Genomic DNA, 11,634 nt, shown 5'->3' with positions numbered 1-11,634 from the left:
TGAGCGGCGACGGGCCGACTGAAACGCGAATGAGGCGGGAGATGGAACCGCACAGAGTGTAATGGATGTTCATCAGGCGTTCCCTCCGACCAGAATGCTGTCAACCTTGAGCGGCGGTTGGCCGACCGAGGCGGGAATGGATCCGGAGACCGAGCCGCACATGCCGGCGGAGAGGGCCAGATCGCGCCCCACCATGGAGATCTCCTTCAATACCTGCGGGCCGGTGCCGATCAGGGTGGCCGACTTGAGGGGCCGGGTGATCCTGCCCCCCTCGATGAGGTAGGCCTCCTGCACGTTGAAGTTGAACTCGCCGGTACCGGGCTGCACAGAGCCCCCCCCCATCCGCTTGGCATAGATGCCGTGCTCCACGGTTGCCAGCATGTCGTCGAGGCTGTAGTTGCCCGGTTCGATATAGGTGTTGCGCATGCGGGAGGCGGGGGCGAACTTGTAGGATTCCCGGCGCCCGGAACCGGTGCGGGCGTAGCCGGTGCGAAGGGCCCCCATTCTGTCCACCAGGAAGCCGGTCAGCACGCCGTCCTTGATGAGCTGGGTGTGCTGGGTCGCCATCCCCTCGTCATCGACGTTGATGGAGCCCCAGGCGTTGCCCTGCAAGCCCTCGTCCACCGCGCTGACCGCGGGGTTGGCGATGAGCTGGCCCATCTTGTCGTGGAACACGGATGCCTTCTTGGCCACCGAGGTGGTCTCCAGCAGGTGACCGCACGCCTCGTGGAAGATGACGCCGCCAAAGCCGCTCTCCATGATGACCGGCAGCTTGCCGCTCGGGCAGGGGGCGGCTCCCAGCTTCACCAGTGCCTGGCGGGTGGCGGTGAGAGCCAGCTCGCGGGGATCGATGCTCTCGGCATGCTCCCATCCCTTCATGGCACCGGGGGCTTCATAACCTACGCTCTGCTCGCCCCCGTCCAGGGCGATGGTCTGGGCCATGATGCGGTTGTAGTGGCGGCGATCGCTCACCTGCACCCCTTCGCTGTTGAAGATCTCCACCTCCTGCTCCCAGCCGAGCACGTTGCCAGAGAACTGGCTCACCTTGTCGCTCTCGGCGCGGGCCGCAGCGTCCATGGCATGCAGGTAGGCGATCTTCTGTTCCAGCAGCTTGTCGGCCGACAGCGGCAGAGCGATGGGGTTGCGGTCGGTCAGGCGGGTGAAGTCAAAGGCGGTGGCGGTGACCACGGGGTCACGCCTGTCCTTGGCCGCCAGCAGGGTAACGATGCGCAAGAGCTCGTTGCGATCGGCCAGATTGGTGTAGCCGTAGAGCACCTTGTGGCCGTAGCACAGGCGAACGCCGATACCGAAGTCGAGACCACCGCTGATGTTCTCTATCTGGCTGGAGAGCAGGCTGAGCTGGCTGCGGCGCTTGCGCTCCACAAACAGCTCGGCGAAGTCGGCACCCAGCGCCAGCGCGTGATCGAGCACGTCGCGGGCGATGGCGGGGGCCAACAGGGAGAATGAAGTCATAGAATATCCTTTTCTGGTCTGTCCGTTTGCTTCCGACACCCGGCGTTGTGTTGTTATGGGGTGTCGACCTCATTGTTGCAGACCAGAAGCAAAAAGTCGCTATAGCGTCAGCCGATGATACCAAACGAGAAAATCGGTGCGATTTATGCGCCCGGCAGCCCGAGCGCAGGCTACCGGCAGGGGAGGTTGGCGCCGCTCATGGCGCTCGTTTTTTATGAGGTCGGCCCACTGCTCTATACGGGGTCGGTCTGGTCGCCCATTGGCCGGCGTCGTTGAACATCCAGGCGGCCAGGATCAGAGCAGTTCGTGGATCTCGCTCAGGATCTGGTCGACCCACTGCTCGATACGGGGTCGGTCTGGTCGTCCATTGGCTGGCGTCGTCGAACATCCAGGCGGCCAGGATCAGAGCAGTTCGTGGATCTCGCTCAGGATCTGGTCGACCCACTGCTCGATGCGGGGTCGGTCTGGTCGTCCATTGGCTGGCGTCGTCGAACATCCAGGCGGCCAGGGTCAGAGCAGTTCGTGGATCTCGCTCAGGATCTGGTCGACCCACTGCTCAATACGGGACTCGGTCTGGTCGTACTGGTTGGCGTCATCGAGGGCCAGCCCGACGAAGTGACGGCCATCGTCGATGAGCGCCTTGGAGGCATCGAACTCGTACCCCTCGTTGGGCCAGTAGCCCACCAGCTTGACTCCCTTGGGGACCAGCTGATCGTGCAGCAGGCCGAGGGCATCCTGATACCACTCCCCATAGCCCAGCTGATCGCCCATGCCAAACAGGGCGATGATGCGTCCCTCCAGATGCAGGTCGGCGATGTCTTCCCAGCGGGATTCCCAGTCCTCCTGCAGCTCGCCGAAGTCCCAGGTGGAGATGCCCAGGATCAGGATGTCGTACTCCTGCATGCGGGCGAGGGGCACATCCTTGATGTTGTGGAGATCGACCAGCTCGGGGCCGATGAGGGCGCGGATCTTCTCGGCGGCCATCTCGGTGTAGCAGGTGGTGGAGCCATAAAACAAACCTATCTTCATCGCTCTTCTCTTGATCGCAGTCGGCAAGGGGCGTGACCGGCACAGCGGCGCCCGGGGGGGAGGGCGCCAGTCTAGCAGATTGCGCCGGGCTCTTCACCGCCTGAGGGGATGTGCAGCCTTGCCTTGCGGCCCGGGTGGGTCGGCACGTTACAATGGCGACCTGTTTCCCTGAGCGCGGCGCACCATGAGCAAAGCAGAATCCCATCCCCTGATCGAGCCGTTTCTCGACGCCCTCTGGCTGGAGCGTGGGCTTTCCGACAACACGGTCAGCTCCTATCGCACCGACCTGGAAAAATTTGCCCTCTGGCTCGATGAGCAAGGCGGTTCCCTGCTGCTGGCGGGGCTGGACGACATCCAGCACTACCTCGCCTGGCGGGTGGACCATCAGTTCGCGGCCAGCAGCACGGCCCGTTTCCTCTCGGCCCTGCGCCGCTTCTACCAGTACCTCAATCGCGAGAAGCTGCGCAGCGACGATCCCACCGTGCTGCTGGAGGGGCCAAAGCTCCCCAAAAAGCTGCCATCGGATCTGAGCGAAGCCGAGGTGGAGGCGCTGCTGCAAGCCCCCCTGGTGGACGATCCGCTGGAGCTGCGGGACAAGGCAATGCTCGAGCTGCTCTACGCCACCGGGCTGCGGGTGTCCGAGCTGGTGGGGCTGACCGCCGAACACGTCAGCCTGCGCCAGGGGCTGGTGCGGGTGGTGGGCAAGGGCAACAAGGAGCGCCTGGTCCCCATGGGGGAGGAGGCGGTGCACTGGCTGGAGCGCTACTACCGGGAGGGGCGCACCCTGCTGCTGGGTGGCACCAGCTCGGACGTGGTGTTCCCCTCCAAGCGGGCCCGGATGATGACCCGCCAGACCTTCTGGCACCGCATCAAGCTCTATGCCCTGAGAGCCGGCATCAGGGGGGAACTCTCCCCCCACACCCTGCGTCACGCCTTCGCCACCCACCTGCTCAATCACGGCGCCGATCTGCGAGTGGTGCAGATGCTGCTGGGCCACGCGGATCTCTCCACCACCCAGATTTATACCCACGTGGCCAACGAGCGGCTCAAGGCACTGCACGGCCAGCACCACCCCAGAGCCTGAGCGCCTCATCGGCCTTGCAACAAAAAACCGCCCGAAGGCGGTTTTTTTTTCAGCACACGACAGGGAGGAAACGGTTATTTCCCCTGCTGGGATTTCAGCAAGTCGCGGATCTCGGTCAGCAGCTCCTGATCCTTGGTGGGGCCGGCCGGGGCAGCGGCTTCCTCTTCCTGCTTCTTCTTCAGGGTGTTGATGGCCTTGAGCCCCATGAAGATGGCGAAGGAAATGATCAGGAAGTCGATACAGGTCTGGATGAACTTGCCGTAGGCGATGACCACGGCAGGGGCATCCCCTTCGGCGGCCTTCAGGGTCACGGCGAGATCGCTGAAATCCACGCCCCCCAGGATCAGCCCGATGGGGGGCATGATCACGTCTCCCACGAAGGAGGAGACAATCTTGCCAAAGGCGGCACCTATGATGATACCTACCGCCATGTCGATCACATTGCCCCTGGATGCAAAGGCCTTGAACTCTTGAATCAGACTCATTTTTCCCCCTAGAAATAGACAACGTGCCACCTGAGCGCACGTCGATTTGAATAATAAAACATCAGCAAAACAGAGGGATGACTAAAGATGTCTCCCGTCGTCCTGATTAGCTTGCGGGGCTCAAGCCCGATTGGCAACCTGTCATCCCGTAATTTTTTCTTGCGGACGTTATTAATCGATCACTAATTAAGGTCTTTGGGAGAGGGAATTGTCTGGGTTACCTTATGATACCCTTCAATCATGCCAAGTGAATGAGCTGATGCGATATTTACTGCTGGGAATGATGCTGCTGTGCGCTTTTGCGGCCAGCGCGGGGATGGACCCCCATGTGTTGAAACAGACCATAGAGCAGCGCCTCGGTGTGCAGGTCTACCTGGTGGACGAGACCCCCATGCCGGGCCTCTATCTGCTGGGCACGGCCCAGGGACTGCTCTACAGCGATGCCAGGGGAGACTATGTGCTGCAGGGCTCCATGCTGGATCTGGCCCACGACATGAGAAACCTCACCCGGCTCAGCCAGCAGCAGCAACGCAGGCTGGCGCTCTCCCAGATAGGGGAGGCCCGGCTCTGGCTCAAGGCCACCCCTGAACGCCACCGCCTCACCCTGTTTACCGATCTCGCCTGCGGTCCTTGCCGCATCGCGCTGGAGGAGTTGCCCCGCTTGCAGGCGAGGGGCGTGAGCGTGCAACTGCTGCCTGCGCCTGTCGCCGCCTCGGATCAGGCTAGCTGGTGCGATCCCGGTCTGCTGCGCGAACTCAACTTCAGCGATCGTTTGCCTGAGAGCGGCTGTAATGCGATCCTTGCCCATCATATCGGCCTGAGCCAATGGCTCGGGATCAAGGCGTCACCGAGCTGGGTCCTGCCCAATGGCGACCTGGTACGCGGTTACCAGAGCCCCGAACAACTGCTCAAGATACTGGATCACATCAATGCCCCTGCAAATCCGTCGTCGTCCGCGAGTTGATGATTCCCATCTGCCCGCCACCCTGCACCCGCTGCTTCGCCAGATCTTCGCCAGCCGCGGGGTAGAAGACCCTGCCCTGCTGGAGCGCAGCGCCAACCAGCTGCTGCCGCCCCAGCGTCTGTTCGGCATGGCGCAGGCGGTGCCGCTGCTGGCCGAGGCGCTGACGGCGCAAAAACGCATTCTCATCGTCGGTGACTTCGACTGCGATGGCGCCACCAGCTCGGCCCTGTGCGTGCTGGCCTTGCGCGCCATGGGGGGGCACCACATCGATTTTCTGGTGCCCAACCGATTCGAGTTCGGTTATGGCCTCACCCCGGAGATCGTCGAGCTGGCGGTGGCCCGCGGCGCCGAGTTCCTGATCACGGTGGACAACGGCATCTCCAGCATCGCCGGGGTGGCGGCGGCCAAGGCGGCAGGCATGCAGGTACTGGTTACCGATCACCATTTGCCGGGTCAGGAGCTGCCTGACGCCGACGCGATAGTGAACCCCAACCAGCATGGCTGCGACTTCCCCTCCAAGTCCCTGGCCGGGGTCGGGGTCGCCTTCTATCTGATGGCGGCCCTCAACACCCATCTGCGCCAGAGCGGCTGGTATGAGCGCCAGGGGCTGCGCGCCCCCAACGTGGCGGATTACCTGGATCTGGTGGCCCTCGGCACCGTGGCCGACGTGGTGGCGCTGGATGGCAACAACCGCATCCTGGTTCATCAGGGTTTGCAGCGGATCCGGGCCGGCCGTTGTCGCCCCGGCATCCAGGCGCTGGTGGATGTGTCGGGCCGCGACGGTCGTCGCCTGTGCGCTGCCGATCTCGGCTTTGCGCTGGGGCCGCGCCTCAACGCGGTGGGCCGACTCGATGACATGTCCCTCGGGGTCGCCTGTCTGCTCTGTGACGACATCAACCTGGCGCGCCAGTTCGCCTCCGAAATGGACAGCCTCAACCAGGAGCGCAAGGAGATCGAGCAGGGGATGCAGCAGGAGGCGCTCGCCACTTTGGAGCAGATCCGTTTTCGTGACGGCGAGGTGCCCTCCGGCATCGTGCTGCACCGAAACGAGTGGCATCAGGGGGTGGTGGGGCTGGTGGCCTCCAAGGTGAAGGAGAAGTACTACCGCCCGGTCATCGCCTTTGCCGAGAGCAGCGAGACCGAGCTCAAGGGATCCGGGCGCTCCATCCCGGGGGTGCACCTGCGCGATGCGCTGGAACTGCTCGATACCCGCCACCCCGGCTTGATGGGCAAGTTTGGCGGCCACGCCATGGCGGCCGGGTTGACCCTGCCCAAGGCCAATATCGAGGCGTTCGGTCGGGCCTTCGAGGCGGTCATCGGCGAGCTGGTGACCCCTGAGCTCTTGACCGGGGTGCTGCTCACCGATGGCGAGCTGCTGCCCGATGAACTGAGTCTGGAGCTGGCGGAGCTTATTCGCGCCTCCGGCCCCTGGGGTCAGGCCTTCCCCGAGCCGCTGTTTGACGGCGAGTTCGTGCTGGTGCAGCAGCGGCTGGTGGGGGAGAAGCACCTCAAGATGATGCTGACCACGGATTCCGGCCACGCGGTGGATGCCATCGCCTTTGGCGTCGACTTGCAGCGCTGGCCCGATGTCTCGGTGAAGCGGGTGCGGCTGGTCTACCGGCTCGACGTCAACGAGTGGCGCGGCAACCGCAGCGTGCAGTTGCTGGTGGAGCATCTGGAAGCCGCCGGCCTCTGATCCCGCGAGTCTCTCTTGCTGCCGATGACGGCCACCTCAGGGTGGCCATTTTTTATGGTGTGAACCCGGATGTTGTCGTTGACCCGTCTATTGCTTCACAGTTTAAGCTTCCCTTCATCGGGTCACAGACCCCTTAGCGAGTGGTTGTCATGAAAATATCCGAACTGGCCCGGCGCTGCGGCCTGGCCCGCTCCACCCTGCTCTATTACGAGAAGCTGGGGGTGATTGCGGGCACGAGGGGCGCCAACGGCTATCGCCACTACGACGATGACGATCTGCAGCGGCTGCGGATGGTACAGGCTCTGCAGGCCGGCGGGCTCAGCCTCAAGCAGTGCCTCGCCTGTCTGGCGGGCGAGCTGGAGCAGGCAACGCTGGAAACCCGGGTCAGGGAGCTGGATGAAGAGCTGGCGCGGATGCAACGCGCCCGGGATCTGCTGGCGGATCTCGCCGGTTTGCGTGCGCACTCCGGCGACGAGTTCAAGGCCTGGCAGCGGCAACTGCAGCATCAAGCCCCGCAGGCTTACTTTGCCTGGGTGATGAAGCAGGGATTCAGTGAAAAAGAGCGTTATCACCTGCAGTGGCTCAGCAAAGACATGAATGAACATGAACGTTACATCCGGGATTTCAAGCTGCTGCTGGATGGCATGAGCTATTGGGGGCCGGGCGATAGCCTCTTCACCCAGCAGCAATTTGCCGCGCTGCCCAGCCAGCCTCGCCGGATCCTCGACATGGGCTGTGGGCGCGGCGCCGCCACCCTGGCGCTGGCACAGGTGACGGACGCCCCCATCGTAGCCATCGATCTGGACGAGGAGGCGCTGGCCGCCGTGGCGAGATCGGCCAGTGCGGCGGGGCTGAATCAGGTCACTACTCTGTGCGCCAACATGGCGGCGCTGCCGGCAGACCTGGCCCCCGCCGATCTCATCTGGGCCGAGGGGAGCGCCTACACCATCGGGGTGGCCAATGCGCTCAAAGCCTGGCGGGCACACCTTGCCGGCCCTGCTGCCTGCCTGGTGCTGAGCGACCTGGTGTGGCTGACGGACACGCCGCCAGAGGAGGCGCTGGCGTTCTGGCAGCGGGATTATCCCGCCATGCAGACCCTGGCGGGCCTGCTCAAAACGGTGAAGGAGGCGGGTTATCGCTGCCTGTGGCACACCCCGTTGCCGCAAAGGGCCTGGCACAACTATCTGGATCCCATCGAGCGCAATCTGGCGCGCCACAGTGCCGAGCTGGGGGATAGCCCAGCCTGGCAGGACTTGAGCCGGGAAGTGGCCATCCACCGCCAACACCTGGGCAGCTACGGCTATGTGATCTGCTGCCTGCAGGCAGTCTGATCAGGCCATCCATTGCAAGATAACAAACGGAGAAAACCTTATGAGCATCATCATTCGGCCCGAAACAGGCGCCGATCACGACGCCATTGAAGCGCTGACCGTGGCCGCGTTCCTCAATGCCCCCCATACCGATCACAACGAGCAGCTGATCGTGCGCGCCTTGCGCCAGGCCGGGGCACTCAGCCTGTCGCTGGTGGCGGAGCTGGAGGGGCAAGTGGTCGGCCACCTCTGCTTCTCGCCGGTGACCATCAGTGATGGCAGCCCGCACTGGTATGGTCTTGGTCCCATTTCGGTCTCCCCTGCGCTGCACGGCAAGGGGCTGGGGTCACGGCTGATGGAGGCGGGTCTGGCCGAGCTCAGGGGGATGAGTGCGGCCGGCTGCGTGGTGCTGGGGGAGCCCGGCTTCTACGGCCGTTTCGGTTTCGTGCCCGAGCCGGGGTTGACGCTGCCCGGCGTGCCGCCCGAGTACTTCATGGCCCGCTTGTTCGGCGCTGCCATGCCCAGTGGTGAAGTGCGCTACCACCAGGCCTTCCAGCAGGGGTGAGCCCTCACCTTGAGGAAGATGAAAGTCGCTTTCTCAAGGTGGTGCAACCTTGTCGGTTTTAGGGAATGGGGCGGTGTTTAATATCAACCTTTCTGATATCTCATGGTGGAAAATGCAATAAGTGACGGTATTGTGATATATTCCACCTGTAATTTTTCTTGACGGACAGCCCCCTTGTCATCCTCTCGCCGCCCCTCGTCATGGCCGATGGTGCTTGCCATCGCCTGCCTTCTCTGGCTTGCCGCTGCGGCGGCGGCAGGGGTCGTTGCAACGCCGGGAATGGAGACGCAAGGGCAGGAGCGGCCGATGCTGTTCCATGAGCCAGCGAACCCGGGGCTTGCCGACAACGTCAGCCTGCCGCCCGCCTCCCAGTGGCGGCTCGGTTTCGAACAGGGACGGCGACTGGAAGGGGCCGCTCATGCCGAGCTCTACCAGATGCTGCTGGCCTGGTTCCAGCACGAGATCCTCGGCCTGCTCTGCGGCCTGCTGTTTTTCCTGCCTCTCATCTATCTCAGGCAGCGGCCCGACTACTTCGGCGCTCTGCACACACGGCGGCTTCGCTGCCACCACCTGCAATATCGCTTCTGCCAGGGCGACTAGGTTCACCAGCCGGGCGCCCGCCCGTTTGATCCCCGTCATTGAGTACCGCTGACCGGGCTGCTCGGCAGTCTGGCGGCTGCCGTGGTCATTACCGGGTGCTGCGCCAGCTCTCTCTGTAAACGTCATCTTCGCGACTGGCCGTTGGCCGGGCGCGGACATGCTCTTATTGCAACCAAGTGGTGAACTCATTCATGGACTATTACGTCAATCTCTTCATCCAGTCGATCTTTGTGGAAAACCTGGCGCTGGCCTTCTTTCTTGGCATGTGCACCTTCCTGGCCGTTTCCAAGAACATCAACACCGCCTTCGGTTTGGGCATGACGGTGCTGGTGGTCATGGTGATCGCCATCCCCCTCAACAACCTGATCTACCGCCATATCCTGCGTCCCGAGAGTACCTTCCTCGGGGAGTTTGATCTGGGCTTTCTCGATTTCATCGTCTATATCGGGGTGCTGGCGGCGCTGGTGCAGGTGATGGAGATGGTGCTCGACAAACATTTCCCGGCGCTCCATCACGCGCTCGGCATCTATCTGCCGCTGCTGACGGTGCACTGCGCCATCTTCGGCGGGGTGATGTTCATGGCCCAGCGGGATTACGACTTCATCGAATCCGTGGTCTACGGGGCGGGCTCAGGGCTGGGCTGGCTGCTGGCCATCGTCGCCATTGCGGGGTTGCGCCAGAAGATGAAGTATTCGGATGTGCCCGAGGGGCTGCGGGGGATCGGCATTACCTTCATCGTGGCGGGGCTGATGTCTCTCGGCTTCATGTCTTTTTCCGGCATCTCGCTCTGAGCCATGGGCCGGGTGGTGGCCCAATGAAGGTGCTCAATCCAGACGCTTTGCCATGTTGTAGCCCGTGATGGTGAAGCCCAGCGCCTGATAGAGCGCCAGTGCCCTCGGGTTGTCATGGGCCACCCTCAGCTTGATCTGGCGGATGCCTAGGGGGGCGAGCTGCGCTTCCAGGGCGGCCATGGCTGCCTTGCCGAGGCCGCGACCACGATGGGGCGGTGTCACATAGAAGTCGTAGATGAAGGTGGTGCCGGCGGCGCCGTCGATGGCGTGCCAGAGATAGCCCAGAGGCTCGCCCGGTGCGTTCGAGGCTTCAGGTACCATGGCGAGCAGGTGATGACTCGGGGTGGCGACACCCAGTGGCAGGAGCTGCTGCAACGAGGCGTCGGCCTGACGGTGGGCGTCAGGCAGCGCCATCCCGTGGTTGTTGGCAAGATCCTGGGCGTATTCCTCGATGAAGTAGTCGCGATAGGCGGGAAAGTCTGCGTCACGCAGGGGGATCAGGCGAACGGTGAGAGTCGGCATCCGGCACAGCACTCCAGAGAAGGGGAGTGGCCACGTTACGCCAGAACGGCGCCAATCACAAAGGGACAACCGCTGCCTGCGAGGTGACGGCGATAAAAAAAAGAGCGCCCAGGGGCGCTCTTTTTTCTGCCAGCAGGAAAAGAGGCTTATTTGACCTCTTCCCCCTTGGCTTGCAGGTCTGCGTGGTAGGAGGAACGCACGAAGGGACCGCAGGCGGCGTGGCTGAAGCCGAGATCCATGGCCACATCCTTGAGTTCGTCGAACTCTGCGGGCGGCACATAACGCTTCACCGGCAGGTGGTGGCGGCTCGGTTGCAGATACTGGCCCAAGGTCAGCATGTTGACGCCGTGCTCGCGCAGATCCTTGAGTACCTCGACGATCTCCTCGTTGGTCTCGCCAAGGCCCATCATCAGACCGGACTTGGTCGGCACGTGGGGGTGCATCTCCTTGATGCGGCGCAGCAGCTCCAGGGACCACTTGTAGTCGGCACCCGGACGGGCAACCCGGTACATGCGCGGGGCGGTTTCCAGGTTGTGGTTGAAGACGTCAGGCGGGGTCTCGCGGAACACCTCCAGCGCCTGCTCCATCCGGCCACGGAAGTCCGGGGTCAGGATCTCGATGCGGGTCTGGGGGCTGTGCTCGCGGATCTCGCGGATGCAGTCGGCGAAGTGCTGGGCACCGCCGTCCCGCAGATCGTCGCGGTCCACCGAGGTGATCACCACGTACTTGAGGTTCATCTCCTTGATGGTGAGTGCCAGCTTCTTCGGTTCCTCCGGATCCAGCGGCAACGGACGGCCGTGGGCCACGTCGCAGAAGGGGCATCGGCGGGTACAGATGGCGCCCATGATCATGAAGGTCGCGGTGCCGTGGTTGAAGCACTCCGCCAGGTTGGGGCAGGAAGCCTCTTCACACACAGAGTGCAGCTTGTTCTTGCGCAGGGTGCTCTTGATGTGCTCGATCTTCTGGCTCGACGGCGGCAGCTTGATCCGCATCCACTCCGGCTTGCGCAGCACTTCCTCGTTGGGATCCGGCATGAATTTCACCGGGATCAGGGCCATCTTGTCGCCATCGCGCAGCTTGACGCCCGGCTCCATACGAACGGGTTTGCTCATGAT

The 11,634-nt window shown here is 63.2% G+C and carries 12 protein-coding genes; 7 read left to right on the top strand and 5 right to left on the bottom strand.

All coding sequences use genetic code 11. The features are described 5' to 3' along the window. Nucleotides 1-72: 72 nt before the first annotated feature. Both ACPW74_RS14450 and fldB read right to left on the bottom strand, forming a co-directional pair. Nucleotides 73-1,473 (bottom strand): TldD/PmbA family protein, encoded by a 1,401-nt coding sequence (locus ACPW74_RS14450; RefSeq protein WP_045525639.1) that lies wholly within the window; start codon nt 1,471-1,473, stop codon nt 73-75. A 510-nt stretch (nt 1,474-1,983) separates the two neighbouring features. Further along, nucleotides 1,984-2,502 carry a flavodoxin FldB gene (gene fldB / locus ACPW74_RS14445; RefSeq protein WP_041212516.1) on the bottom strand — a complete coding sequence of 173 codons (519 nt, stop codon included), beginning with the start codon at nt 2,500-2,502 and terminating at the stop codon, nt 1,984-1,986. Between the two features lie 184 nt (nt 2,503-2,686). Here fldB and xerD point away from each other — a divergent pair, with 184 nt between their 5' ends. Beyond that, nucleotides 2,687-3,586: a site-specific tyrosine recombinase XerD gene (xerD, locus tag ACPW74_RS14440; protein WP_042014490.1), complete on the top strand. Its 900-nt coding sequence runs from the start codon at nt 2,687-2,689 to the stop codon at nt 3,584-3,586. 74 nt (nt 3,587-3,660) lie between these two features. Here xerD and mscL read toward each other — a convergent pair whose 3' ends face one another. Then, nucleotides 3,661-4,071, bottom strand: a complete 411-nt coding sequence (mscL, locus tag ACPW74_RS14435; RefSeq protein WP_010673746.1) for a large-conductance mechanosensitive channel protein MscL — start codon at nt 4,069-4,071, stop codon at nt 3,661-3,663. Between the two features lie 259 nt (nt 4,072-4,330). On the opposite strand from mscL, the gene ACPW74_RS14430 reads away from it, so the two are divergent. The 6 genes from ACPW74_RS14430 to nqrE all read left to right on the top strand — a co-directional run bounded on the left by ACPW74_RS14430 (nt 4,331) and on the right by nqrE (nt 9,997). Beyond that, nucleotides 4,331-5,035, top strand: a complete 705-nt coding sequence (locus tag ACPW74_RS14430) for a disulfide isomerase DsbC N-terminal domain-containing protein (RefSeq protein WP_039041117.1) — start codon at nt 4,331-4,333, stop codon at nt 5,033-5,035. Next, nucleotides 5,001-6,731 (top strand): single-stranded-DNA-specific exonuclease RecJ, encoded by a 1,731-nt coding sequence (gene recJ / locus ACPW74_RS14425; RefSeq protein ID WP_425858261.1) that lies wholly within the window; start codon nt 5,001-5,003, stop codon nt 6,729-6,731. The genes ACPW74_RS14430 and recJ overlap by 35 nt, the downstream gene beginning before the upstream one ends. Nucleotides 6,732-6,880: 149 nt before the next feature. Then, complete coding sequence (locus ACPW74_RS14420) at nt 6,881-8,062, top strand: MerR family transcriptional regulator (protein ID WP_425858259.1); 1,182 nt, start codon at nt 6,881-6,883, stop codon at nt 8,060-8,062. 40 nt (nt 8,063-8,102) lie between these two features. Next, nucleotides 8,103-8,606, top strand: coding sequence for a GNAT family N-acetyltransferase (locus ACPW74_RS14415; RefSeq protein WP_104455447.1), 504 nt, complete (start codon nt 8,103-8,105; stop codon nt 8,604-8,606). A gap of 306 nt (nt 8,607-8,912) precedes the next feature. After that, nucleotides 8,913-9,206 carry a hypothetical protein gene (locus tag ACPW74_RS14410; protein WP_010673751.1) on the top strand — a complete coding sequence of 98 codons (294 nt, stop codon included), beginning with the start codon at nt 8,913-8,915 and terminating at the stop codon, nt 9,204-9,206. A gap of 191 nt (nt 9,207-9,397) precedes the next feature. Further along, nucleotides 9,398-9,997: an NADH:ubiquinone reductase (Na(+)-transporting) subunit E gene (nqrE, locus tag ACPW74_RS14405; RefSeq protein WP_010673752.1), complete on the top strand. Its 600-nt coding sequence runs from the start codon at nt 9,398-9,400 to the stop codon at nt 9,995-9,997. A gap of 33 nt (nt 9,998-10,030) precedes the next feature. Here the strand turns inward: nqrE and ACPW74_RS14400 are convergent, their stop codons facing one another. Next, nucleotides 10,031-10,519: a GNAT family N-acetyltransferase gene (locus tag ACPW74_RS14400; protein ID WP_408813161.1), complete on the bottom strand. Its 489-nt coding sequence runs from the start codon at nt 10,517-10,519 to the stop codon at nt 10,031-10,033. A gap of 146 nt (nt 10,520-10,665) precedes the next feature. After that, entirely contained in the window at nt 10,666-11,631 is a 966-nt protein-coding gene (gene lipA / locus ACPW74_RS14395) for a lipoyl synthase (protein WP_039041111.1), read from the bottom strand. Between the last annotated feature and the right edge of the window lie 3 nt (nt 11,632-11,634).

Source organism: Aeromonas sp. INTO2, assembly GCF_049860605.1.
Taxonomy (GTDB): domain Bacteria; phylum Pseudomonadota; class Gammaproteobacteria; order Enterobacterales; family Aeromonadaceae; genus Aeromonas; species Aeromonas caviae.
Note: the sequence above shows the minus strand (reverse complement) of the source record. Positions and strands in the feature narration are given on the sequence as shown.

Excerpts from the sequence above, each read along its gene's own strand:
- xerD (WP_042014490.1), top strand. The coding sequence starts at position 2,687 with ATGAGCAAAGCAGAATCCCATCCCCTGATCGAGCCGTTTCTCGACGCC.
- ACPW74_RS14450 (WP_045525639.1), bottom strand. The coding sequence starts at position 1,473 with ATGACTTCATTCTCCCTGTTGGCCCCCGCCATCGCCCGCGACGTGCTC.
- recJ (WP_425858261.1), top strand. The coding sequence starts at position 5,001 with ATGCCCCTGCAAATCCGTCGTCGTCCGCGAGTTGATGATTCCCATCTG.
- ACPW74_RS14410 (WP_010673751.1), top strand. The coding sequence starts at position 8,913 with ATGCTGTTCCATGAGCCAGCGAACCCGGGGCTTGCCGACAACGTCAGC.
- mscL (WP_010673746.1), bottom strand. The coding sequence starts at position 4,071 with ATGAGTCTGATTCAAGAGTTCAAGGCCTTTGCATCCAGGGGCAATGTG.
- ACPW74_RS14400 (WP_408813161.1), bottom strand. The coding sequence starts at position 10,519 with ATGCCGACTCTCACCGTTCGCCTGATCCCCCTGCGTGACGCAGACTTT.
- ACPW74_RS14415 (WP_104455447.1), top strand. The coding sequence starts at position 8,103 with ATGAGCATCATCATTCGGCCCGAAACAGGCGCCGATCACGACGCCATT.
- ACPW74_RS14420 (WP_425858259.1), top strand. The coding sequence starts at position 6,881 with ATGAAAATATCCGAACTGGCCCGGCGCTGCGGCCTGGCCCGCTCCACC.
- lipA (WP_039041111.1), bottom strand. The coding sequence starts at position 11,631 with ATGAGCAAACCCGTTCGTATGGAGCCGGGCGTCAAGCTGCGCGATGGC.
- ACPW74_RS14430 (WP_039041117.1), top strand. The coding sequence starts at position 4,331 with ATGCGATATTTACTGCTGGGAATGATGCTGCTGTGCGCTTTTGCGGCC.
- nqrE (WP_010673752.1), top strand. The coding sequence starts at position 9,398 with ATGGACTATTACGTCAATCTCTTCATCCAGTCGATCTTTGTGGAAAAC.
- fldB (WP_041212516.1), bottom strand. The coding sequence starts at position 2,502 with ATGAAGATAGGTTTGTTTTATGGCTCCACCACCTGCTACACCGAGATG.